Origin of the sequence: Streptomyces sp. CA-142005 (assembly GCF_050942335.1) — a bacterium.
Taxonomy (GTDB): domain Bacteria; phylum Actinomycetota; class Actinomycetes; order Streptomycetales; family Streptomycetaceae; genus Streptomyces.
In genome coordinates this window covers 6,737,785-6,760,627 of record NZ_CP192078.1, presented here as the reverse complement: position 1 = coordinate 6,760,627, position 22,843 = coordinate 6,737,785, and the positions used below count along the sequence as shown (strand labels likewise).

The 22,843-nt window shown below is 70.1% G+C and carries 24 protein-coding genes and 2 riboswitches; of the genes, 7 read left to right on the top strand and 17 right to left on the bottom strand.

All coding sequences use genetic code 11. The annotated features are described in order from the left end of the window. Positions 1 to 18: 18 nt before the first annotated feature. The 5 genes from ACQPXS_RS31625 to ACQPXS_RS31605 form a co-directional block, all read right to left on the bottom strand. Positions 19 to 1,818 (bottom strand): ABC transporter substrate-binding protein, encoded by a 1,800-nt coding sequence (locus ACQPXS_RS31625; RefSeq protein ID WP_433452683.1) that lies wholly within the window; start codon positions 1,816 to 1,818, stop codon positions 19 to 21. Between the two features lie 70 nt (positions 1,819 to 1,888). Then, a complete protein-coding gene (locus tag ACQPXS_RS31620) occupies positions 1,889 to 2,896 on the bottom strand; it encodes an ABC transporter permease (RefSeq protein WP_433452681.1) in 1,008 nt (335 codons plus the stop codon). Between the two features lie 278 nt (positions 2,897 to 3,174). Beyond that, positions 3,175 to 3,987, bottom strand: a complete 813-nt coding sequence (locus ACQPXS_RS31615) for an enhanced serine sensitivity protein SseB C-terminal domain-containing protein (RefSeq protein WP_433452680.1) — start codon at positions 3,985 to 3,987, stop codon at positions 3,175 to 3,177. A gap of 93 nt (positions 3,988 to 4,080) precedes the next feature. Beyond that, the gene (locus tag ACQPXS_RS31610; protein WP_351810373.1) at positions 4,081 to 4,872 is read right to left on the bottom strand and encodes an enhanced serine sensitivity protein SseB; all 792 of its coding nucleotides are present in this window, start codon (positions 4,870 to 4,872) and stop codon (positions 4,081 to 4,083) included. A 66-nt stretch (positions 4,873 to 4,938) separates the two neighbouring features. After that, on the bottom strand, positions 4,939 to 5,598 hold the full coding sequence (locus ACQPXS_RS31605) for an AAA family ATPase (RefSeq protein WP_433452679.1): 660 nt from the start codon (positions 5,596 to 5,598) through the stop codon (positions 4,939 to 4,941). Between the two features lie 162 nt (positions 5,599 to 5,760). Next, positions 5,761 to 5,858, top strand: a riboswitch (glycine riboswitch). Beyond that, positions 5,859 to 5,971, top strand: a riboswitch (glycine riboswitch). Positions 5,972 to 6,015: 44 nt separating this feature from the next. On the opposite strand from ACQPXS_RS31605, the gene gcvT reads away from it, so the two are divergent. The 4 genes from gcvT to ACQPXS_RS31585 all read left to right on the top strand — a co-directional run bounded on the left by gcvT (position 6,016) and on the right by ACQPXS_RS31585 (position 10,355). Next, complete coding sequence (gene gcvT / locus ACQPXS_RS31600) at positions 6,016 to 7,134, top strand: glycine cleavage system aminomethyltransferase GcvT (protein ID WP_433452678.1); 1,119 nt, start codon at positions 6,016 to 6,018, stop codon at positions 7,132 to 7,134. A 108-nt stretch (positions 7,135 to 7,242) separates the two neighbouring features. Beyond that, on the top strand, positions 7,243 to 7,620 hold the full coding sequence (gene gcvH / locus ACQPXS_RS31595) for a glycine cleavage system protein GcvH (protein ID WP_351810381.1): 378 nt from the start codon (positions 7,243 to 7,245) through the stop codon (positions 7,618 to 7,620). A gap of 14 nt (positions 7,621 to 7,634) precedes the next feature. Then, positions 7,635 to 8,903: a serine hydroxymethyltransferase gene (gene glyA / locus ACQPXS_RS31590; protein WP_433452676.1), complete on the top strand. Its 1,269-nt coding sequence runs from the start codon at positions 7,635 to 7,637 to the stop codon at positions 8,901 to 8,903. A gap of 84 nt (positions 8,904 to 8,987) precedes the next feature. Then, positions 8,988 to 10,355 carry an L-serine ammonia-lyase gene (locus tag ACQPXS_RS31585; RefSeq protein ID WP_433452674.1) on the top strand — a complete coding sequence of 456 codons (1,368 nt, stop codon included), beginning with the start codon at positions 8,988 to 8,990 and terminating at the stop codon, positions 10,353 to 10,355. A gap of 5 nt (positions 10,356 to 10,360) precedes the next feature. Here ACQPXS_RS31585 and ACQPXS_RS31580 read toward each other — a convergent pair whose 3' ends face one another. The 3 genes from ACQPXS_RS31580 to ACQPXS_RS31570 are packed head-to-tail and all read right to left on the bottom strand — an operon-like array spanning position 10,361 to position 11,754. Then, the gene (locus ACQPXS_RS31580; protein ID WP_433452672.1) at positions 10,361 to 11,221 is read right to left on the bottom strand and encodes a class I SAM-dependent methyltransferase; all 861 of its coding nucleotides are present in this window, start codon (positions 11,219 to 11,221) and stop codon (positions 10,361 to 10,363) included. A 17-nt stretch (positions 11,222 to 11,238) separates the two neighbouring features. After that, positions 11,239 to 11,559, bottom strand: a complete 321-nt coding sequence (locus ACQPXS_RS31575) for a VOC family protein (protein WP_433452671.1) — start codon at positions 11,557 to 11,559, stop codon at positions 11,239 to 11,241. Between the two features lie 15 nt (positions 11,560 to 11,574). Further along, the gene (locus tag ACQPXS_RS31570) at positions 11,575 to 11,754 is read right to left on the bottom strand and encodes a CopG family transcriptional regulator (RefSeq protein WP_351810396.1); all 180 of its coding nucleotides are present in this window, start codon (positions 11,752 to 11,754) and stop codon (positions 11,575 to 11,577) included. Positions 11,755 to 11,907: 153 nt separating this feature from the next. Here ACQPXS_RS31570 and ACQPXS_RS31565 point away from each other — a divergent pair, with 153 nt between their 5' ends. Next, positions 11,908 to 12,945 carry a phosphatidylinositol-specific phospholipase C domain-containing protein gene (locus ACQPXS_RS31565; RefSeq protein ID WP_433452670.1) on the top strand — a complete coding sequence of 346 codons (1,038 nt, stop codon included), beginning with the start codon at positions 11,908 to 11,910 and terminating at the stop codon, positions 12,943 to 12,945. Between the two features lie 95 nt (positions 12,946 to 13,040). Beyond that, complete coding sequence (locus ACQPXS_RS31560) at positions 13,041 to 13,598, top strand: GH25 family lysozyme (protein ID WP_433452669.1); 558 nt, start codon at positions 13,041 to 13,043, stop codon at positions 13,596 to 13,598. A 51-nt stretch (positions 13,599 to 13,649) separates the two neighbouring features. Here the strand turns inward: ACQPXS_RS31560 and ACQPXS_RS31555 are convergent, their stop codons facing one another. Beyond that, positions 13,650 to 14,312 (bottom strand): NADPH-dependent F420 reductase, encoded by a 663-nt coding sequence (locus ACQPXS_RS31555; RefSeq protein ID WP_433452667.1) that lies wholly within the window; start codon positions 14,310 to 14,312, stop codon positions 13,650 to 13,652. 106 nt (positions 14,313 to 14,418) lie between these two features. Then, positions 14,419 to 15,420, bottom strand: coding sequence for a zinc-dependent alcohol dehydrogenase family protein (locus ACQPXS_RS31550; protein WP_433452665.1), 1,002 nt, complete (start codon positions 15,418 to 15,420; stop codon positions 14,419 to 14,421). Positions 15,421 to 15,521: 101 nt separating this feature from the next. Here ACQPXS_RS31550 and ACQPXS_RS31545 point away from each other — a divergent pair, with 101 nt between their 5' ends. Further along, on the top strand, positions 15,522 to 16,442 hold the full coding sequence (locus ACQPXS_RS31545) for an AraC family transcriptional regulator (protein ID WP_365333276.1): 921 nt from the start codon (positions 15,522 to 15,524) through the stop codon (positions 16,440 to 16,442). Between the two features lie 90 nt (positions 16,443 to 16,532). Here ACQPXS_RS31545 and ACQPXS_RS31540 read toward each other — a convergent pair whose 3' ends face one another. The 7 genes from ACQPXS_RS31540 to ACQPXS_RS31510 form a co-directional block, all read right to left on the bottom strand. Continuing rightward, positions 16,533 to 16,745, bottom strand: coding sequence for an EF-hand domain-containing protein (locus ACQPXS_RS31540; protein WP_351810494.1), 213 nt, complete (start codon positions 16,743 to 16,745; stop codon positions 16,533 to 16,535). A 59-nt stretch (positions 16,746 to 16,804) separates the two neighbouring features. After that, positions 16,805 to 17,716: a MerR family transcriptional regulator gene (locus ACQPXS_RS31535; RefSeq protein ID WP_433452664.1), complete on the bottom strand. Its 912-nt coding sequence runs from the start codon at positions 17,714 to 17,716 to the stop codon at positions 16,805 to 16,807. A 130-nt stretch (positions 17,717 to 17,846) separates the two neighbouring features. Beyond that, on the bottom strand, positions 17,847 to 19,034 hold the full coding sequence (locus tag ACQPXS_RS31530) for a hypothetical protein (protein WP_433452663.1): 1,188 nt from the start codon (positions 19,032 to 19,034) through the stop codon (positions 17,847 to 17,849). Further along, the gene (locus ACQPXS_RS31525) at positions 19,034 to 19,822 is read right to left on the bottom strand and encodes a polysaccharide deacetylase family protein (RefSeq protein ID WP_433452661.1); all 789 of its coding nucleotides are present in this window, start codon (positions 19,820 to 19,822) and stop codon (positions 19,034 to 19,036) included. Before ACQPXS_RS31525 ends, ACQPXS_RS31530 begins: the two co-directional genes overlap by 1 nt. Positions 19,823 to 19,906: 84 nt before the next feature. After that, positions 19,907 to 20,410 (bottom strand): ATP-binding protein, encoded by a 504-nt coding sequence (locus ACQPXS_RS31520; RefSeq protein WP_433452660.1) that lies wholly within the window; start codon positions 20,408 to 20,410, stop codon positions 19,907 to 19,909. A gap of 299 nt (positions 20,411 to 20,709) precedes the next feature. Continuing rightward, positions 20,710 to 21,477 carry an enoyl-CoA hydratase/isomerase family protein gene (locus tag ACQPXS_RS31515; RefSeq protein ID WP_433452659.1) on the bottom strand — a complete coding sequence of 256 codons (768 nt, stop codon included), beginning with the start codon at positions 21,475 to 21,477 and terminating at the stop codon, positions 20,710 to 20,712. Positions 21,478 to 21,556: 79 nt separating this feature from the next. Beyond that, on the bottom strand, positions 21,557 to 22,786 hold the full coding sequence (locus ACQPXS_RS31510; protein ID WP_433452658.1) for a L,D-transpeptidase: 1,230 nt from the start codon (positions 22,784 to 22,786) through the stop codon (positions 21,557 to 21,559). Positions 22,787 to 22,843: the final 57 nt, after the last annotated feature.

The window sequence follows — 22,843 nt, the reverse complement described above, 5'->3', positions numbered from 1 at the left end:
TCGGCGGGTGTGCCGGGTTTACTTCGCGGACTTCAGGCCGAGGTTGACGAAGTCGTACATACCGCTGTAGCCGTCGGTGGTGTACACGTTCGCCAGGTTGTCCCCGCGCCAGTTGATGAACTTCTCGAAGACGAAGGGCAGGTAGTACGCGCCCTCCATGACCTTGTGGTTGATCTCCGTGGAGATCTTGGTCTTGCCCGCGTCGTCCAGCGTCTTGTTGTACTGGTCGAACAGGCCGTCGATCGCCTTGTCCTTGATCAGCGCGTAGTTGGAGTTACCGCTCTCAAGGATGTACTTGCTGTCCCACAGCGGCAGACCGAAGCCCTGGACGGACGGGAAGTCCGGACCCCAGCCCATGATGATGATGCCGTAGCCCTTCTTCTTCACGTTCGAGGGGCTGCCGATGATGCCGGTGGTCTGCGAACCGTCGTACTGGTCGATCTCGGCGGTGATGCCGATCTTCTTCAGCGACGCCTGCAGGGACTGGGCGGTGGCCACCTCGACCGGCTTGTTGTTGCGGACGGCGATGGTGGTCTTGAAGCCGTTCGGCTTGCCGCAGGCCTTCAGCGCCGCCTTGGCCTCGGCCTCGTTGCCGGTCTTGTTGGCGCCGGCGAGCTTGTACGGGTCGTACTGCTGGCCCTCGGCGCCCGGGATGGACGGCGGGAGCATGTTGGTGCCGATGTCACCACCGGCGACCGGGCCACCGCGGGCGGTCTGCAGGGACACGTGGTCGGCGCCCAGGATGACGGCCTTGCGGCACTCGAGGTTGTCGAACGGCTTCACGCTCTGCGGGAAGACCGCGTAACGGATGTAGCCGGAGACCGGGTTGTCCAGGTTGGCCTTGTGCTCCTTCAGGGCGGTGGTACGGCCCTGCGGCGACATGCCGGTCTGGTTGATGTCCAGGTCCAGGTCACCGTTGATCAGACGCTGGTCGAGCTGGTTGGCGTCCGAGAAGAACTTGACGGTGATCTTGTCCGGGTAGGCCTTGCGGATCGGGTCCGAGGCCTGGCTCCACTTGTCGTTACGGACCAGGGTGAGGTCCTTGCCCGGGCTGTACGACTCGAACTTGTACGGGCCGGAGGAGAACGGGTGCAGACCGTACTTGGACTTGGTGTCCTTGTCCTGGCGGACCGGGGACGCCGAGACAAGGGCCAGCATCTCCTCGAAGTCCGAGTTGGCCTTCGGGAGGTGGAAGACGATGGTCTTGTCGTCGGGCGTGTCGATCGCCTTCAGACCCAGCTTGTCCTTGGAGGAGTCCTTGTACGGGCCCTTGTACTCGCCCTTGGGGTCGAGGATGTCCTTCAGGTAGACCGGGCCGCCGGACAGCACGTCCTGCGCCCAGACACGCTCGATGCCGTACTTGATGTCCTTGGACGTGATCGCCTTGCCGTCTTCCCACGTCACGCCGTCACGCAGGGTGTACGTGTAGGTCTTGCCGCCGTCGGTGACCTTGGCGAGTCCGGTGGCGAGGTCCGGAGTGAGCTCGGCGCCGGCCTTGCCGGGCTCCGTCTTGCCCGTGACGAGCTGACGGCTGTAGTAGCGCGCGAAGTTCCACATGAAGCCGTAGTAACCACGCGTGGTGTCCCACGAGTCGGCGTCCTGGGCACCACCGAAGCGCAGCGTGCCGCCCTTCTTGGCCAGGGAGGCCTGAGCGACCTTGTTGTTGGCCGCGTCGAAGCCGGCCGCGCCGGTCTTCGAGCCCTTGTCGCCGTTGTCGCTGTCGCCGCCGCCGCACGCCGCCGTGGTCAGCAGCGCGGCGACCGCGGCAGCAGCGGCCAACGCCTGCTTCCGCCGCCCTGAGGTGCGTTGGGTAGTCACGATCTCGGATCCTCCGGATATTGATGAGAGACCCCGTGCCAATGCCACGGGACGCTTGGGGTAAGACGGTTCAGCGGGAGCCCTTCGGGTCGAGCGCGTCCCGCACGCCGTCGCCGAAGAGGTTGAAGGCAAGAACGGTCACGAAGATCGCCACACCCGGGACCACCATGTACATGGGGTCCGAGTCGTAGTAGTCGATCGCGCTCGAAAGCATCTGCCCCCAGGAGGCCGTAGGCGGCTTGACGCCTACGCCCAGGAAGCTGAGTGCCGCCTCGGTGAGGATGTTGGTCGGGATCATCATCGTCGTGTACACGACGATGGGCGCGACGAGGTTGGGCAGCAGTTCCTTGAAGAGGATGTAGAACCGCCCGGCGCCCAGCGACCGGGCGGCCTCGACGTACTCGCGCTCACGCATCGAGAGGGTCTGTCCGCGCACCACGCGTCCGATGTACGGCCAGCCGAAGAATCCGATGACCAGGATCATCACGAACACCCGCACGTTGGAGCCGGTCAGGCCGAGCAGGTCGTTCGGCATGACAGAGACCAGGGCGATGGTGAAGAGGAGCTGTGGGAAGGCCAGCAGACCGTCCATGACGCGGCTGATGACGGAGTCCACCCAGCCGCCGAAGAAGCCGGCCAGGATACCCAGGACGGTGCCGAGGACCACGGCGACCATGGCGGACAGGAAGCCGACCAGGAGCGAGATCCGGGCACCGTAGAGGACGCGGGCGAAGATGTCCCGTCCGTTGACCGGCTCGACGCCCAGCAGGTGGTCGCCGCTGACACCGCCCAGCGACCCCTTGGGGGTGCCGAACAGCGGGTCGATCATGTCCTCGTGGAAGACGTCCGGGTCCTGCCCGAGCAGATTGGTGATCACCGGCGCGAGCAACGCGACCAGGATGAGGACGAGCACGACGACGCCACCCGTGAGGGCGAGCTTGTCCCGCTTGAGACGCTCCCAGGCGATCCGGCCCAGGGAACGCCCCTGTACGGCCTTCTCTCCGGCAGCGACAGCCGCGGCTTCTTCGGCCGCGCTCGGGGCCGTTTCCGCAGTCGGCTCGTGCAATGGTGCCGTCATCTGGCAGGGACCCCTCTCAACCGGCGGTGGCCGGCCCGCGCTTGCCGCTGGTAGCGGCCTCAATCAGTCCGTCGTACACAGGGGCGAACCCCTTGAAGGGGGAGTCTTCAACGCTTGCGCGATCAGCCGCCAGCCTTGACGGGGAATGGATGCGCAACCGTGATGCAAGCTGGCGTTTCCTGTTATGCGGACAGGAAGTCGCGGGGACCGGACGAAGCCGGGCCGGACATACGGGTGCGCCGGAGGCCTTTACGGGCGATATCCCCAGGTCAGCAGCGTCAGTAGCCGCCGTGCACCGGTGGATAGCCGTAGCCCGCGGCCGGCGGCTGGGGCGAGGTCTGGAGCTGGGGCGGGGCCGCGTGGGCCTCGCGGTCGTAGAACGGGCGGGCGCCGGCCCGCATCCACATCACGACCGGGTCATAGTCGTCGGTCATCGCGACCGTCGACACCGGCAGGCCCTCCGGGACCGCCCCGATGGACTGCTGCATCATCGCGCGCACCGAGTCGACCGCGGCCGGGGAGGTGTCGTACACGTCCAGGCCGATGGCGAGGTACGGCGCGCCGAGCGCCGGCTGCACCCAGGCGCGGCGCAGGGAGCGCAGGGCCGGGGTGCGGTGGGCGTTCTGCGTGAGGAGGGCGTAGAACTGGGGGATCTCGATGCCGGGTTCGGTCAGCCGGAGGGGGCCCGCGGGCTGGCGGTCCAGGCCGGTGGCGATGCGGCGCAGATCCAGCCAGGGGATGCCGACGCCGCCGCCCGGGGCGTGCGGGTTGAGCCAGAGGCCGTAGTGGTCGGGGTAGAGGGTGCGGGCCACGTCAAGGCCGTCGACGACCTCGTACGAGCGGTTCCAGCCGCTGGCCGAGAGCTCCTGGGCGGAGGTGACGCAGGGGGCGTACTGGAAGCCGTCGACCTCCATGTTCCCGTACTGGGCGTCCGGGGAGCCGGCCTGGCCGTGCCACAGGAGCATCCAGATCTGGCCGGAGGAGGGGGTGGCGAGGGCGCGGAGCAGGGCCTCGTAGGCGTCGTAGCGGCCGGGGGTGACCTGGCGCAGCGCATGTTCCACGCTGACGCTGCCGCTGTGGCTCGCGCTCACCTGTCGTGCCCTTCTTTTTGTGCCCCGGTGTCGGGAGACAGCTTATGCGCCTACCGGCCCGGGGCCCTGGGTGTGTGCGCCCCTCGAGGTGTTTCAGTGGCCGTACTGATAGAAGGGGCGGACGTTCGCCTTCAGCCACTCGGCCACCGGGTCGTCCGTCACGTCCAGAAGGACCAGGTTGACCGGCCACTGCACCGGGATCTTTCCGAGAGCTTTGCCGAGGGCCTGCAGGGGGAGGCTGCGCAGGTCGCCCTCCCACTGGGAGAGCTCGACGCCCACGAACATGACCGGGTCGTCCGTCTCGATGGCGGCCAGGCAGCGGCGGGCGGTGCGGACCACGCCGGTCCCGGCGAACTCGGCGGACGCGGCGGAGAGGAAGTCGACCGGGTCGTCCTGCCAGTCGGGCTCGAAGAGGCGGACCCGGGCGCCGGTGTTCGGGCCGTCCAGCGGGGTACGGCCGATCCGGCACAGCTCGGCCACCGCCGCGGGCGGGAGCGGGATGCCGACCAGCGCGTCGGGGTTCACCGCGAGGCCGATCTGCGGGGGCAGGCCGCGGGCGAACTCCACGGCGGGGGCGATGGTGTACGGCATGTGGGGGCCGGCCGCCTGGCGCAGCTGCTCCTCGGAGCTGAACACCGGGACGTACGCCTGGCCCTCGATGTCCAGCGAGGGCAGGTCGAGCGGGCCGCTGTCCGGACCGCCGCCGTTGGGCAGCGGGATCCAGAGCAGGCTGCGGCCCAGCACCTCGATGATCCGGCCGGCCGCCGCGGGTATGCCGAGGGAGGCCGAGAGCACCTCCTCCAGCTCGTTGCCGGGCCAGCCGCCGTGCGGCTGGGGGTGCGCCTGTGCCGGGAAGTCCGCGGGAATGTCCGCCGGGAAGTCCATCTGCCTACCGCCTGCTGGGAACCACTGCTGTGTCCATGAAGGCTAGCGGGTGGCTGTGACAGGGCCTCACCTTGTGAAGCCTCGTCCCACGAAGGCGATCCGCTGGAGGGCGTCCGCCGCCGGCCGGTCCAGCAGCACCGCCGCGCCGCAGCCCGCGGGCAGCTCACCGCGCTCGACCGCCGCGAGCAGCCGGGCGGTCGTCCGGCGGTGACGGCGGAAGGCGTAGGCCGAGACGCCCCGGCCGCGCTCGCGCTGGCCCTTGCGCGCGGTCTCGGGGGTGACGTCGAGCAGGAGCAGATGGAGGGTGCCGCCCCGGCGGCGGGCCTCGCGGGCGAGCCAGGCGCGCACCCAGGGCTGGGTGCCGCAGTCGTGCACGACGACGCCCTCGCCGGTGCGCAGGGCGCGGCGCAGGCCGGCGTAGTGGGCGAGGCGGACCAGGGGGCGGTAGAGGGCGTAGGGGAGGAGGCGGGGGGCGCGGGCGTCCCAGCGGTCGCGGGTGTCCTGGGAGTCGACGCGGCGGCCGGCGACCGCGCGGTGCATCAGGGTGGACTTGCCGCTGCCGGGCAGGCCGGTGATCACGACCAGGTCGCGGGGGCCGAAGAGCAGGGCGCGCGGGCCGTGGCCGGCCCGGTCGCGCAGGTCCCGGACGACCGCGGCCGGGGCAGGGCGCTGCCCCGGCACCGCGATGCCGGTGGTGACGGTGGCGTACACCGGAGTCCTGTTCACCGTGGTCGTCCTCCCCTGCCTGCTCGGTAATATTCGTTCCCGCCGTACGCAAAGAGAAGGTAATGGAGGATGTCGCCTGCAGGGTCCGGGTCGTGCCACAGGTCGGTTACAAAAGGGCGCTCGCCGTGCAATGATGTGGCCGCCAACTGCATACCGGCCGCTTGAATCCGCGCGGGAGAGTCCCCAGCAGCCTTCGCTGGGGCGCCGAAGGAGCAAGTCCCTCCCTTGAATCTCTCAGGCCCCGTTACCGCGCGGGCGAGGCACATCTGAAAAGCGGGCCGCTGCGTCAGTGGCTCCACCCAAGGTGCAAGCCGTGATCGTCCCGGTGGCGGTCGTGGCGAACCTCTCAGGTTCCGATGACAGATGGGGAGGAACGTTCCTCGCCCGTCCCGCTGCGTCCTGGGAGACGACCGACCGATGAGCAGTACCGAACTCCGTCACACCGCGCTCGATGCCGTGCATCGCTCGCTCGGTGCGACGATGACCGACTTCGCCGGCTGGGACATGCCGCTGCGCTACGGCTCCGAGCGCGACGAGCACCTCGCCGTGCGGACGAAGGCGGGTCTCTTCGACCTCTCCCACATGGGCGAGATCACCGTCACCGGCGCGGAGGCCGCCGCCCTCCTCGACTACGCCCTGGTCGGCAACATCGCCACCGTCGGCGTGGGCCGCGCCCGCTACACCATGATCTGCCAGGCCGACGGCGGCATCCTGGACGACCTGATCGTCTACCGGCTCGCCGAGACCGAGTACATGGTCGTCGCCAACGCCTCCAACGCCCAGGTGGTGCTGGACGCGCTGACCGAGCGCGCCGCCGGCTTCGACGCCGAGGTGCGCGACGACCGGGACGCCTACGCGCTGATCGCCGTCCAGGGCCCGGAGTCCCCCGGCATCCTGAAGTCCCTCACCGACGCCGACCTGGACGGCCTGAAGTACTACGCCGGCCTGCCCGGCACGGTCGCCGGCGTCCCGGCCCTGATCGCCCGCACCGGATACACCGGCGAGGACGGCTTCGAGCTGTTCGTGAAGCCCGAGCACGCGGTCGAGCTGTGGCAGGCGCTGACCAAGGCCGGCGAGGGCGCAGGCCTGGTCCCGTGCGGCCTGTCCTGCCGGGACACCCTGCGCCTGGAGGCGGGCATGCCGCTGTACGGGCACGAGCTGACCACCTCGCTCACCCCCTTCGACGCCGGGCTCGGCCGGGTGGTGAAGTTCGAGAAGGAAGGCGACTTCGTCGGGCGCGAGGCGCTCACCGAGGCCGCCGCCAGGGCCGAGCAGAACCCGCCGCGCGTCCTCGTCGGCCTGATCGCCGAGGGCCGCCGGGTGCCGCGTGCCGGGTACGCCGTCGTCGCCGGCGGCGAGGTGATCGGCGAGGTCACCTCCGGCGCCCCCTCCCCCACCCTGGGCAAGCCGATCGCCATGGCCTACGTCGACGCGGCGCACGCGGCGCCGGGCACCGAGGGCGTCGGCGTGGACATCCGGGGCAGCCATGAGCCGTACGAGGTCGTGGCGCTGCCGTTCTACAAGCGCCAGAAGTAGACACTGGGCGCGGTCACTGTGTGACCCCGCGCACGTTTCCGCTGCTCACAGCGGCTTCCGCAGTCCCCCCTTCATCAGCACTCCCGCGCGTACAGGAGAATTCAGGCCATGAGCAACCCCCAGCAGCTGCGCTACAGCAAGGAGCACGAGTGGCTGTCGGCCGCCGAGGACGGCGTCTCGACGGTCGGCATCACCGAGTTCGCGGCCAACGCGCTCGGCGATGTCGTCTACGCCCAGCTCCCCGAGGTCGGCTCCACGGTGACCGCGGGCGAGACCTGCGGCGAGCTGGAGTCCACCAAGTCGGTCTCCGACCTGTACTCGCCGGTCACCGGTGAGGTCACCGAGATCAACGAGGACGTCGTCAACGACCCGTCGCTGGTGAACTCCGCCCCCTTCGAGGGCGGCTGGCTGTTCAAGGTGCGCGTCGCGGAGGAGCCGGCCGACCTGCTCTCCGCCGACGAGTACACCGCCGAGACCGCCGGCTGAGGAGTCGTAGCCGTATGACCGTCCTGAACACGTCCCTGCACGAGCTGGACCCGGAGATCGCCGCCGCGGTCGACGCCGAGCTCGGCCGCCAGCAGTCCACGCTGGAGATGATCGCCTCCGAGAACTTCGCGCCGCTCGCGGTGATGGAGGCGCAGGGCTCCGTCCTCACCAACAAGTACGCCGAGGGCTACCCGGGCCGCCGCTACTACGGCGGCTGCGAGCACGTCGACGTCGCCGAGCAGATCGCCATCGACCGGGTCAAGGAGCTGTTCGGCGCCGAGTACGCCAACGTCCAGCCCCACTCCGGCGCCTCCGCCAACCAGGCGGCCCTGTTCGCGCTGGCCCAGCCCGGGGACACCATCCTCGGCCTGGACCTGGCACACGGCGGCCACCTGACCCACGGCATGCGCCTGAACTTCTCCGGCAAGCAGTTCAACGTGGTCGCCTACCACGTGGACGCCGCCACCGGCCTGGTCGACATGGCCGAGGTCGAGCGGCTCGCCAAGGAACACCGCCCCAAGGTGATCATCGCCGGCTGGTCGGCGTACCCGCGTGAGCTGGACTTCGCCGCCTTCCGCCGGATCGCGGACGAGGTCGAGGCCTACCTGTGGGTCGACATGGCGCACTTCGCGGGCCTGGTCGCGGCCGGTCTGCACGCCAACCCCGTGCCGTACGCCGACGTGGTCACCTCGACCACGCACAAGACGCTGGGCGGTCCGCGCGGCGGCATCATCCTCGCCCGCGGCAAGGACTTCGCGAAGAAGCTGAACTCCGCCGTCTTCCCGGGCTTCCAGGGCGGCCCCCTGGAGCACGTGATCGCGGCCAAGGCCGTCTCCTTCAAGGTCGCCGCGAGCGAGGACTTCAAGGAGCGCCAGCGTCGTACAGTGGAGGGCGCCCGCATCCTGGCCGAGCGTCTGACGGCGGCCGACGCCCGCGAGGCCGGCGTGAACGTCCTGTCCGGCGGCACGGACGTGCACCTGATCCTGGTGGACCTGCGCGAGTCCGAGCTGGACGGGCAGCAGGCCGAGGACCGCCTCCACGAGGTCGGCATCACGGTCAACCGCAACGCGGTCCCGAACGACCCTCGCCCGCCGATGGTCACCTCGGGCCTCAGGATCGGTACGCCCGCCCTCGCCACCCGCGGCTTCACGGCCGAGGACTTCGCCGAGGTCGCGGACGTGATCGCCGAGGCGCTGAAGCCGTCCTACGACGCCGAGGCCCTCAAGGCGCGCGTGAAGGCGCTCGCCGACAAGCACCCGCTGTACCCGGGCCTGAACAAGTAGGTCCGGACAAGTAAGTCCCCGGTGGGGTACCCGACGGCAGACCGCCGGAGGGTGCCCCGCCACCCCCCGTCTTGAGGAGTGACCGTGGCCATCTCGGTCTTCGACCTGTTCTCGATCGGCATCGGCCCGTCCAGCTCCCACACGGTCGGCCCGATGCGCGCGGCGCGGATGTTCGCCCGCCGCCTGCGCAACGAAGGGCTGCTGGAAAAGACCGCCACCGTCCGGACGGAGCTGTACGGCTCCCTGGGCGCGACCGGGCACGGCCACGGCACCCCGAAGGCCGTCCTGCTCGGCCTGACCGGCGACTCGCCGCGCACGGTGGACGTGGAGACGGCGGACGCGCGCGTGGAGGCGATCAAGGCCGCGGGCCGGATCAGCCTCCTCGGCGAGCACGAGATCCCCTTCTCCTTCGACAAGGATCTCGTGCTGCACCGCCGCAAGGCCCTGCCGTACCACGCCAACGGCATGACGCTGTGGGCGTACGACGCCTCGGGCGCGGAGCTGCTGTCGAAGACGTACTACTCGGTCGGCGGCGGCTTCGTCGTGGACGAGGACGCGGTCGGCGCGGACCGGATCAAGCTGGACGACACGGTCCTGAAGTACTCCTTCCGCACCGGCGACGAGCTCCTGCGCCTGACGAAGGAGACGGGTCTGTCGATCTCCTCCCTGATGCTGGAGAACGAGCGGGCCTGGCGCACGGAGGAGGAGATCCGCGCGGGCCTGCTGGAGATCTGGCGGGTGATGCGCGAGTGCGTCGGGCGCGGCATGTCCCGCGAGGGCATACTGCCCGGCGGCCTGAAGGTGCGCCGCCGCGCGGCCGTCTCCGCCCGCCAGCTGCGCGCCGAGGGCGACGCACTGGCCCACGCCATGGAGTGGATCACCCTCTACGCGATGGCCGTCAACGAGGAGAACGCGGCCGGCGGCCGGGTGGTGACCGCCCCGACGAACGGCGCGGCCGGCATCATCCCGGCGGTCCTGCACTACTACATCAACTTCGTCCCCGGCGCCGACGAGGACGGAGTGGTCCGCTTCCTCCTCGCCGCCGGCGCGATCGGCATGCTCTTCAAGGAGAACGCCTCCATCTCCGGCGCCGAGGTCGGCTGCCAGGGCGAGGTCGGCTCCGCCTGCTCGATGGCCGCGGGCGCGCTGGCCGAGGTCCTCGGCGGCTCCCCGGAGCAGGTCGAGAACGCGGCCGAGATCGGCATGGAGCACAACCTCGGCCTGACCTGCGACCCGGTCGGCGGCCTGGTCCAGATCCCGTGCATCGAGCGCAACGGCATGGCCGCGGTCAAGGCGGTCACCGCGGCGAAGATGGCCATGCGCGGCGACGGCTCCCACAAGGTGTCCCTGGACAAGGTCATCAAGACCATGAAGGACACCGGCGCGGACATGTCCGTGAAGTACAAGGAGACGGCGCGGGGCGGGCTGGCGGTGAACATCATCGAGTGCTGACGCCGTCAGGTCCGGGCCAGCAGCACGTCCTCCCCGGTTGACGGGCGCAGGCCGTCGGTGCGGCCGGTGAAGTAGCGCTCGGCGTGGGAGGCGCCCGGGATGTGGTGGGCCTCCTTGAAGCCGGCCTCCCGGGCCAGGGTCAGCATCTCGTCGGGGGTGTAGAAGCTGAGGAACGGCGTGCCGGACGCCCGGGCGCCCGCCTCGCTCGCCCTGAGACCGGCGCGGTCGCGCTCGTCCACGAGGTGTTCCGGGAGCAGGAAGGTCAGGGCCAGGGTCGAACCGGGTGCCAGCCGGGCGAGCCGGCGCAGGGTGGCCGCCGTGGCCTCCTTGGTGAGGTACATGGTGACGCCGGTGGAGGCGACCACCGCCGGCCGGCAATGGTCGAATCCGGCCGCGGCGAGCCGCTCCGGCCGGCTCCCCGCGCTCGTCTCGAAGTCGACCGGCACCAGGTGCAGCCGGTCGGGGACGCCGTAGCCGAGTTCGGCGAGGCGCCGGCGCTTGAAGTTCTGCGTGCCGGGCCGGTCGACCTCGAAGACGTGGAGCCGGGACGCGGTCTCCGGTCTGCGCTGGGCGAAGGTGTCGAGGCCGGCGCCGAGCAGGACGTACTGGTCGACGCCCCGGTCCGCCTCCACGGCGACCAGGTCCTCGATGAAGCGGGCGCGGGCCACCATGGCGGCCCGGAATCCGCGGGTGGCCTCCGGGTCCATGTCCGGGCGGTCGCGCCAGCCGTCGCCGGGGTCCACGAGCCGCAGACCGACCTCGTCCTCAAGGACGTGCGGCGGCGGATCGATCTGGACGTGCATCGCCCGCCACAGGGCGCACCGCACGGCGGTGTTGTCCGGGGCCCCGGTTCGCTCGTCGGTCACGGCGCTTACCGTCCCCGTCACTTCGCCGCGGGGGCCTGGAGGCTCCACAGCCGCCCGTCGGGGTCGCGGACCGTCATCATCCGGGTCCCGAAGTGCGTGTCCTCGAACGGCGTGACCACCTCGACGGCGGGATCGGCGCGGAACGCGTCCGCGTCCGGCACCTTCAGCACGATCTGTGTCTGCGGCTCGCGGTCCTCGGGGACCTCGGCGATGAACACGTACGGCCCGTCACCGATGCGGAACTGGCCGGAGTTGTGGTCGGTCGCGAACTCCAGCTCGTAACCGAGCGCCTGGAAGAACTTCGCCGCCCTGCCCCAGTTGTGGGTCTCCAGGAACACGGCCTCGATGCCATGTCAGCTCTCCTTCTCGGTCGACTGCTGTTCCTGTCCATGGGCGTCGTCGAGGTAGGCGCGCAGCGCTTCTGCGACCAGCGCCGACAAGGACATGCCCGACTCGATGGCGCGGTACTTGACCTGCTTGATCAGTCCGATCGGCAGGTACACGTTGAACTGCTTGACATCCTCATCACCCACCCTTCGAGGCTAGCATGCTAGCAAACTAGCCGCCAGCGACGACGGACCGCTCGACGGCCGGAAAGCGGCTGATGTTCCTCCGGGGGCTACCGCGCAGTAACCGCTCACTCCTACGCTGCCGCCAACTCAGCGACAGCAAAGGGGAGTTGAGCAATGGATGTGGTGAGACGGCTGGCGGCGCTCGTGGGCGCCGGCGCTCTGCTGATCATGGTGCCGGGCAACGCCCACGCGGCGGCGCCGAAGTTCTCCGAGACGACGGCGATCGGGACGCACAACGCGTACGACAAGGCCAAGTACACCTACTTCGCACAGGCGCTGGACTCCGGCGCCTCACTGCTGGAGCTGGACGTGTACGTGGACAGCATCAGTCACCGCTGGCGGGTCAGCCACAGCAATCCGCTGGGCAACGACAACAACTGCGAGGCGGCGAAGACCCCGGGCGAGCTGTACAGCAAGAGCCGCAACCAGGACTTCGGCAGCTGCCTGGACAACATCGCCGCCTGGAACCAGCTCCACCCCGACCACCCGCCGATCGTCTTCAAGATCGAGATGAAGGTCGGCTTCAACAACAACGCCGGGCTCGGTCCGGACGAGTTCGACACGCTCGTCCGCCAGAAGCTCGGCAGCAGCGTCTACAAGCCGTCCGACCTGCTGGGTTCGTCGTACTCCACGCTGGATGCGGCGGCCAAGGCCAACGCCTGGCCCAGCCGTGACTCCCTCAAGGGCAAGTTCCTCTTCGAGGTGATCCCCGGCACCGTGGAGATGAACAACCCCTTCGACCACTACTGGACGGACCAGGAGTACGGCGACCACCTGCGCGACCTGTACACGGCCGGGAACATCGCACAGGCCGAGGCCTTCCCGGCGGTGCTGGGCGCGGCGGGCGGCGACCCGCGCTCGACCCGCTGGGCCTCCGACACCTCGATCCGCCCCTGGTTCGTGTTCTTCGACGGTGACGCGGCGACGTACGTCAACAACGGCTACGACACGTCGTTCTACTCCACGAACCACTACATCTCGATCATGACCGACGCCTACAACGTCTCCCCCGCGATCTCCTCCACCAACCCCACGGACGCCGAAGTCGCCGCCCGTCTGGACCTGTTGGCGAAGAACCACGCGAGCCTCATCACCTCCGACTGGTCGGCGAAGCCGGCGTCGGTACTCAGTTCGGTGGTCACCCGGAGCTGACGTTCCCCCGTCCGTGACGGATCGGGAGTGCCATCGTGGGGCATCACTCAACCAGCAACTCCCTTCCCCCCACCGGCACCTCGAGGAGTCCCCACATGCTCCGCGGCATCGACGTCAGCGCGTACCAGTCGTCCTCGTACGACACGAGCGGCCTCTCCTTCGCCTTCATCAAGGCGACGGAGGGCCGTTCCTACGTCAACCCCCACGCCACCGCCCAGGCGAAGACCGCGCGTGACGCCGGCCTGGTCGTGGGCTTCTACCACTTTCTGTGGCCGGGCCACCTCACCGCCCAGGCGGAGCACTTCGTGACCGCCGCCCCGTCCAGGGCGGGCGACATCCTCGCGGTCGACTGGGAGACCACCGGCGAGGGCACCCACGCGAGCAACGCGGAGAAGGACACCTTCATCAAGAAGGTGAAGCATCTGCGGCCACACCACCGGGTCGTGCTCTACGCGAACAGGGACTTCTGGTTGACCGTCGACACGACCTCCTACGCTGGCGACGGCCTCTGGATCGCCGACTACGTCACCGCGGGCAAGCCCCGCATCAAGGCGAAGTGGCTCTTCCACCAGTACACCAGCGAGCCCCACGACAAGGACGTGGCCGCCTTCGCGAGTAAGGCAGCGCTCAAGGACTGGGCTGACGGGGCATAACGCTGAATCAGCCGTACTGGGCGATACGCGGGGAGCGGAAAACGGTTGGCGTCAGCCCCGGAAGTCCGCCGGGCGTTCCGGGGAGGCCGCCGTGAGGGCCTTCTGCACGCCTTCCACGTCCGCGCGGAGGCCGTAGACAGGGGTGCCGGGCTGCTGGCGCCAGGAGTCGTCGAGGCCGCCCGCGTCGACCGTGTCGAAGCCGAGTTCGTCGATCAGGGCGCGGACCTTCGCCTTGGCCGCCTCGTCGTCGCCGGCGATGGGCAGGGCGATGCGCTCGGGGTCGCCCGCGGGGCGGGGGCGGTCCAGGATGTCCTGGGCGTAGGTGCCGTTGAAGGCCTTGATCACCGGGTGGCCGAGGTGCCGCTCGGTCCAGCGGCTCTCGGTCAGGCCCTCGTCCTCGATGGCCGCGATCCGGCCGTCGCGCTGCCGCGGGTAGTAGTTGTTGGTGTCGATCACCGCCACGCCCTCGGCCGCGCCGTCCAGCAGGCCGGAGGGGAGGTTCGGGACCGCCTTCAGCGGGACGGTGACGACCACCACCTCGGCGCCATCGGCCGCGTCCTCGGCGCGGACCGCGGTCGCTCCGGTCTCCTCGGCCAGCTCCTTGAGCGTCTCGGGGCCGCGGGAGTTGGCCACGGAGACCTCGTGACCGAGGGCGGTGAGCCGCCGAGTGAGGTTGCCGCCGATGTTGCCCGCGCCGATGATGCCGATCTTCATGACAGGCCCTCCGGGATCCTTGTATGCATGTGCATGCGTCTGTCGTGGGCGACAACCCCGTGGCGGCGGGCGCTATTCCGTCACCGCGGCAATCGGGTGAATGCGCTCAGAGCCGTACGACGATCTTGCCGGTGTGCCGGTTCGACTCCATCAGGCGGTGCGCGTCCCGGATGCGGTCCAGGCCGTCGTACACCTCGGCGATCACCGGGCGCAGCGTGCCGTCCGTGAGGCCGGAGCCCAGGTAGTGGGCGGCGCGGTGGCGGCCCTCCGGCGTGCCGGTGAGCGCGGTGATGTTGGCGTAGCCGTGGACGGTCAGCGGCCACTGGCGGGGCAGCAGGATGGGCTGCTGGTCGTCGAGCCAGCCGTAGACGACCAGGGTGCCGTCGGGGACGACCGCCCCGCCCAGTTCGGCGAAGGCGGGCCCGCCGATCGCGTCCAGGACGATGTCCACGCCCCGGCCGCCGGTCAGCCCGCGGGCCTCCTTGACCACGTCCTCGCTGTCGCTGACGATCACGTGCTCGGCGCCCAGCTCCAGCAGCCGCTGCCGTTTGCCCTCGGTGCGCGTGGTGACGATGGGGACGGCTCCGGCCCGCCGCACCACCTGGATCGCGGCCGTGCCGACCCCGCTGGACGCGCCGGTGATCAGCACCCGGTGGCCCGGCACCAGCCCGGCCCGCTCGACGAGGGCGCCGTAGGCGGTGGTGTAGGTCAGCCAGGCGGCGGCGCCGGTGACCGCGTCCACTCCGGACGGGCGCGGGACGAGGGAGCCCTCGGGCAGGACGACCCGCTCGGCGTGGACGCCGTGACTGCTGAGCGGGAAGTTGGCGGCGGACAGCACCTTGTCGCCGGGGGCGAAGCCGGTCACGCCCGCGCCGACGGCCTCGACCTCGCCGGCCGCCTCGTAGCCGATGCGGGAGCCGGGCAGGGTCGGCTGGTAGTAGTACGTGCCGGACCGGAGCATCGCCTCGGCCCGGTTGAGGCCCAGCGCCTCGACCTTCACCAGCACCTCTTCGGGCCCGGGCGCGGGCAGTTCCACCTCCTCGACCGTGAGGATGTCGGGGCCGCCGATTTCGTGAAAGAGCACTGTGCGTGCGGACGTTGTCGTCATGCCGTCGACGCTATGCGGCAGGTGCGAGACGCTCCATGCCCACTGATCTCCAATTCATGTCCGATCGTCTCGCACGATGGGCCGGGCGCTACGGTGTCCGCATGGACGTGCTCAGCGACGTCGTCGCCGCGATGCGCACCGGGCGCCCGCACTCCGCGCGCCGGTACAAGTACGCGCCCTGGGGGATGCGGTGGGCCGACTCCGACGAGGCCGGGTTCCATGTGGTGCTGCGCGGCTCGGCCTGGCTGATCCCGCAGGACGGTGAGCCGTTCGCGCTGGCGCCGGGTGACGTCGTCTTCCTCGCGCACGGGGCCGGGCACTCCCTGGTCAGCGCGCCCGGCGTGGCCACGCACGAGGTACGGCTGCAGCCCGACGGCACCTGGAGCGGGGCGCCGCCCGAGGAGCCGAGGGAGGGCTGCCCGGACACCATCACGCTATGCGGGACCTACCGGCTGGACCGGGACCGGGCGCACCGGCTGCTGGCCGAGCTGCCGGAGATCGTGCATCTGCCCGCCACCGTCGGCGGTCACCGCTCGCTGCGGGCGGCGGTGGAACTGCTCGGGATGGAGCTGGAGGAGCAGCGGCCGGGCACCGACGCGATCGTCACCTCGCTGCTGGACACCCTGCTGCTGTACATCCTGCGGGCCTGGTGGGAGAGCGAGCGGGCGGCGGGGCGGGCGCGGGGCTGGGCGGCGGCGCTGGCCGACCCGGCGGTCGCGGCGGCGCTGCGCGCGATCCACGGCGATCCGGCGCGCGCCTGGACGGTGGCGGAGCTGGGCGCGCGCGGCGGGCTGTCCCGGGCGGCGTTCGCGCGCCGGTTCACGGCGCTCGTGGGCGAGCCGCCGCTGACGTATCTGACCTGGTGGCGGATGACGACGGCGGGCCGGCTGCTGCGCCACGACGACCTCTCCCTGCGGGAGATCTCCGGGCGCGTCGGCTACGTCTCGGAGTTCGCCTTCGCCAAGGCCTTCAAGCGGGAGTACGGGGTGGCGCCGGGCCGGTACCGACGGGGTGTCCGCTGAGCCGGCGGCTGCCCCGCAGCGACTCCGGGGACTCTCCTCCAGCTGTGAAAAATAGGGGCCCTCACCGGTGTGAGGGCCCCTCTCAGCACGTCACTTGTTCAGGTAGGTCCAGAACTCGTCGAAGGACAGAACCTTGTCGCCGTTGAGGTCGCGCTGTTTGATGATGGCCTCGGCGACCGACTCCGTGACGTTCCAGTCACCCTCCTGAGCCAGCGCGGACTTGAACTCGGCGGCGGTGATGAATCCGTCACCGTCCGCGTCGATCCGCTGGAACTGCTTGCGTGCTTCCTCGATGTCCGCCACCGATCCGCCCCTTTTGGTCGTGTTTCTCATGCCGTGCTGGCGTACTGACGCTGGTCAGATTAACGGCCCGGCCAGGCCTTCAGTGCCGCGACCACCCAGCCGAACTCCTCCTGGAACCTCGGGGGCTCCTGCTCGCCCTTGATCGCGGCGGCCAACTCCCGGTAGCGGGCGACCTCGTTACCGAGGTTGATACGCCGGAGCACGGCCGCGCGGTCGGTGTCCGCGCCGAGCAGTTCGGTCAGTACGGCGTCACCCTCGGGAGACTGCGGGGACACCCCGCGTTCCCGCGCGGCGCCGACCAGCTCCACCAGCCGCTTGAAGAACATCGCCGAGGCGCCCGCCGGGGTGTCCGGGGTACGGTCGGCGGCGTTGAACTCGATCATCCGGCGCATCGCGGCCCGGAAGTCCGGGTTCTGCAGCAGTTCCGCCAGCTCCACCCAGGCGTCGACCTGCTCCGGGGTGGGGTCGTCCGGCAGGCTCACGCCGATGCCGCGAGTTCGCTCGCGGATCCAGGGGTCGGCCGTGTCGAGCCCGTGGAAGATCTCCTCCACGAAGTCGTCCACGATCCGCTGCCGCTCCGCGGCCGACAGCCGCGCCAGTTTGTTCATCAGGGTCATCTCCTCCGCCGTCGAGCCTCGTCGGGCGACCGTCGACAGCACCGCGCGGGTCACCCTCAGGGACCGGATCTGCGCGTCCAGGGCCGCGACGTGCGTGGCCGCGACCTCGGCGACCGTCCGTTCCCCGGCCTGCACCTTGCGTACGTCGTCCAGGCCGAGCCCCAGCTCGCGCAGGGTGCGGATCAGCTCCAGGCGGGCCACGGCGGCGCTGTCGTAGAGCCGGTAACCGCCGGAGGACCGGGTCACCGGGGTGAGGACGCCCTCGTCGGACCAGTAGCGGATGGTGCGCACGGTCAGCCCGGTGGCCCGGGCCAGCTCGCCGATGGTGAGAAGTCCGGTGCCGTCTTCGGTCATGTCGACGAGTCTGGGCCTTCCAGTGGGTGGAGACTCAAGCAGTCACGCGCCGCACGACGAAGGCTGACCAGGCGTGGCGCGTGGCGTGTGGATCACCGCCCGATCGTCGGCGTGGCCAACCGCCCCGGCCTCAGCGGAAGATGCCGGTGTGGCCGAGCGAGTAGCGGCCGGGCTGCGGGTAGACGGCGAGGCCGTGCGGGCCGTTGCCGACCTTGATGCGGGCCAGTTCCTTGCCGGTCTGCGTGTCGATGGCGTACACCTCGGCGTTGTAGCGGCCGGACAGCCACAGCACCTTGCCGTCGGCGGAGACGCCGCCCATGTCGGGGCTGCCGCCGCCGGGCAGGTGCCACTTCTTGGTGAGCCTCTTCTTGGTGAAGTCGAACAGGGAGATGGTGCCCTCGCCCCGGTTGGAGATGTACATCTCGCGGGAGTCGCGGCTGACGTAGAGGCCGTGGGCGCCCTTGCCGGTGTAGAGGAAGCGGGGCTTGGTGAACTTGTCGCCGTCGAGGATCCACACGCCGTTCGCGACCATGTCGGCGATGTAGAACAGCTTGCCGTCCGGGGAGATCTTGACGTCCTGCGGCATGGCGCCCTCGTACGGCAGCCGTTCCTCGCGGACGACCTTCATCTTCGCGGTGTCGACCTTGAGGATCTCGCCGCTGAACTCGCAGGAGACGATGAAGTACCGTCCGTCCGGGGAGAAGTCGGCGTGGTTGACGCCGTAGCAGCTGACCGGCACGGTCTTGACGACCTTCATGGTGTGCGCGTCGCGGAAGACCAGTTGGCGGTCCCTGGAGGCCATGACGACGGCGTACTTGCCGTCGGGCGTGAAGTACAGGTTGTACGGGTCGTGCACGGCGACCGGCTTTCCGGCCTTGCCGGTCTTCGGGTCGATGGGGGTGAGGCTGTTGCCGAGATCGTTGTTGACCCAGAGGGTCTTCAGGTCCCAGGAGGGCACGACGTGCTGGGGCTGGTGGCCGACCGGGATCGTGCCGATGACCCGGTAGGTCTTCGGGTCGATGACGGTGACGGTGTCGGAGTTGGTGTTGGGGACGTACACCCGGGAGGGGAAGTCCCGGACGACCGGGGAGAGCTGGTTCGGACGGTCGGCGGAGTAGAGGTCCTTGGGGTTCTCGACCGGGGGCATCCCGGGCAGCACGTTCACCTGCCGCTTGCCGTTGCCGGGCTGGGCCGGCGCCTTGCTGACCAGGGCCTCGTTCCGGTCGTGCCGAGGTCCCGAACTGCACGCGGAGAGCAGCGTCAGGGCGGTGAGGGCGGCACCGGCGGCCAGCAGGCGCGCGGCTTTCGTGGTTCGCATCAGCTCAGCAGCTCCGTGGTGGTGACCGCGCGCAGTCCGCGACGGTCGAGTTCGGGGAGGAGGTCGGGCAGGGCGGCGGCCGTGTCCGGGTACCCGAAGTGCAGGCTCACGACCGACCCGTTGCGCACATCGGCGAGAACCCTGCGGGTGACGGCGGCGGCGCCGGGGCGGGTGTAGTCGAGCGAGTCGACGTCGTACGAGAGCACATGCGGGTAGCCGGCGGCGCGGGCGAGCCGGGCGACCAGCGGGGAGGCGGTCGGCGAGCGGGAGGGGCGGAACCAGGTGCCGATGGAGCCGGTGAGCCGCTCCAGCCGGTACGCGCAGTCGCTGATCTCCTTGCGGGCGTCGGCCTCGGCCATGCCGTTGATGGAGATGTGCCGCTGGGTGTGGTTGCCGAGGTCGTGACCGCCGTCGAGGATCCGGCGGGCGATGTCCGGGTGTTCGTCCAGCCAGGTGCCGACGGCGAGCACGGTGAGGCGGGCGCCGTGCCGCTCGGCCGTGCCGAGCAGGGAGTGGGCGAGGCCGGGGTCGCCCTGGCCGTGGAAGGTGAGAGCGATCCGGGGGCGGGTGCGCGGGCCGTGGGTGATCTGGGCGGGCTGACCGGGGTAGGCGCGGGGGGCGGGGGCCGGGCGGGTGCCGGACGGGGACGCGGACGGGGACGCGGAGTCCGGGGCGTTGGGCGGGGCGGCCTGGCCTGCGCCGCAACCGGCGGCGAGCGCACCGCCGGCGACGAGCCCGGCGCCCGCGCGCAGCACCCCGCGTCGGTTGGTCGTGGTCACCCGCACCATTTAAGGGGCGTTAGGTAAGAAAACCTCCGATTGGCCCGAAAGGGGTACGATTTCGGGTCGCCGCGGGTGAATGCCGTTCTGTCGCTAGCGGTCCACGATCCGCATCTCGAACCACGTCGTCTTGCCCCTCGGCAGGAGGTCCACGCCCCACCGGTCTGACAGCCTGTCCACGAGGAAGAGGCCCCGGCCGCTGACGTCCATCTCCTGGACCGGCATCAGGCAGGGCAGGCCGCGCGAGGGGTCGCGGACCTCCACCCGGATCCAGCCGGGGCGGCGGCGCATCCGGAGGCCGAAGACCCGGGCGCCGGTGTGCCGTACGGCGTTGCCGACGAGTTCGGACACGAGTAAGACGGCGTCCTCGGTGAGTTTGGGGGTGAGCCGCCAGGTGCGCAGCACCACGACCTGGGCGAGCCGGCGGGCGGTCGCCGCGGATTCCGGGCGGGACGGCAGTGGTACCTCCGCCTCCGTCGGGTTGCCGAACAGTTCGAGCGCTTTGAGCGCCTGTTCGTCCTCGACCGCGGGCGACCAGCGAGCCGCGGCCGCACGGCTGTGTCCCCGCGGCTGATCGATGCCCTCCAGCCCCGCCATGCCCCCATGATGGCGGTCCGGAGCCGTCTTGGGGGCCGTTCCGGAGGAATACGCCCCCTGTACGCCCCTGTTCTCCACCGATCGACCGGCATATGCCGACGTCATGTCACTGGCCGGTACAGCCCGGTTGACCTGGGGAGACGACTCACTTCGGGGCAATCGTCAGGCTCCCTCGACGAGGCAGGCTTAAGGTTGCCTTAAGGCTCCCATAAACCGCCCCATCGAGGGACCCGGATGAGACGACGCGTCAATTGCAGGTGCCCCCACGGGAGTTAGGGGGAAGTTCACACCGCTGACACTCAGCGGAACTTGGCCTTGCCGGGGCCCTCCTCCACGAAGCTGCGCATGCCGGTCTCGCGGTCCTCGGTGGCGAACAGGCCCGCGAACCAGTTCCGTTCGACGGCGAGGCCGGTGTCGATGTCGGTCTCCAGGCCGGTGTCGACGGACTCCTTCGCCGCGCGCAGGGCGATCGCCGGACCCTGGGCGAGCTTCGCGGCCCAGGCGTGCGCCTGCCCGTACACCTCGGCGGCCGGGACGACCCGGTCCACCAGGCCGATGGCGAGGGCCTCGTCGGCCTTGACCTGACGGCCCGTGAAGATGAGGTCCTTGGCCTTGGACGGTCCGACCAGCCGGGGCAGCCGCTGGGTGCCGCCGGCGCCCGGGATCAGGCCGAGCAGGATCTCGGGCTGGCCGAGCTTGGCGTTGTCGGCGGCGATGCGGTAGTCGGCACACAGGGCCAGCTCGCAGCCGCCGCCGAGGGCGTAGCCGGTGATGGCCGCGACGACCGGCTTGGGGATGCGGGCCACGGCCGTGAAGGAGTCCTGCAGGGCGCGGGCGCGCAGGACCATCGCGGTGTGGTCCATGTTCTGCATTTCCTTGATGTCCGCGCCCGCCGCGAACACCCGCTCGCCGCCGTAGATCACCACGGCGCGCACGTCGTCGCGGCGCGTGGCCTCCTCGGCGAGCTCCTTCAGCCGGTCCTGGGTGGCGACGTCCAGCGCGTTCATCGGCGGGCGGTCGAGGCGCAGGGTTCCGACGCCTTCGGCGACTTCGAGATTCACGGTCATGGAGGCAGGTTAACGGGCACTAACGGCAACGGACCCGGTGCCGTACCTCACAGCACCGGGTCCGTACGTCGGTCAGGGTCTACTTCGTCCAGTCCGCCCACGACATGTTCCACCCGTTGAACCCGTTGGCCGGGTCCACGGTGCGGTCGTGGGAGTTCTTCACGACCACCACGTCGCCGATGATCGAGTGGTTGAACATCCAGGCGGCCGGGGTGGAGCTGTCGTAGCCGCCGCGCACGTCGCGCAGGCCGACACAGCCGTGGCTGGCGTTGTAGTTGCCGAAGGCGCCGCCGCCCCAGTAGTTGCCGTGCAGGAAGGTGCCGGACGTGGTCAGGCGCATGGCGTGCGGGACGTCCTTGATGTCGTACTCGCCGCCGTAGCCGACCGTCTCGCCGTTCATGCGGGTGACGGTCAGCTTCTCGCTGATGACCATCTGGCCGTTCCAGGTGTCGTAACCGGGCTTGCCGGTGGTGACCGGGATGGTCCTGATGACCTTGCCGTCCTGGGTGACCTTCATCGTGTGCTTCTTGGCGTCCACGACGGAGACCTGGTTGCGGCCGATGGTGAACTTGATCGTCTTGTGCTGCTTGCCGTAGACGCCGTCGCGGCCCTCGACCCCGTCGAGGTTCAGGTCCACGGTGACCTTGGTGCCTTCCTTCCAGTACTGCTGGGGGCGGAAGTCCAGGCGGTCGTTGCCGAACCAGTGGCCCTCGACGTCGACGGCGGGCTCGGTCCTGATCCTGACGGCCTTCTCGACGGCGTCGGGGTGGGTGATGCCCCGGGTGAAGTTGATGGAGAACGGCATCCCGACGCCGACGGTCGAGCCGTCCTCGGGGGTGAAGTAGCCGAGGAAGGTGTTCTTCGGGGTCAGGGTGGTGAACGTGGAGTCCTCGGCGGCCTCGCGGCCCTGGGAGTCCTTGGCGACCGCGTGCACGGTGTACTTGGTGGACGCGGCCAGGTGGGTCGACGGCGTCCAGGAGGTGCCGCCGCCGGTCATGGTGCCGTCGACCGTGGCGCCCTTGGCGTCCTTGACGGTGACCTCGGTCAGCTTGCCCTTGGCGACACTCACCTTGAGCGCGCCGCTGGTGTCGACGCCGGTGGCACCGGACTTCGGCGAGACGGTGACGGCGGCGGTGGACTGCTGCTTGCCCTGCTGGGTGCTGGAGTCCTTGCCCTTGCCCTCCGAAACCTTGTCACCGCCCCCGCCGCACGCCGCGAGGGAGAGCACCAGGGCGCCGGCTATGAGTGCCGGCCCCCTGCGGCCTCGCCGCCCCGCCACCGACGCCCCCGATATAGGCCGCGTATTCAATTTGTTCTCCCCTCGCCGGGCCAGGTCAGGCCCGCTCCCCGCCACACTGGTGCGCGC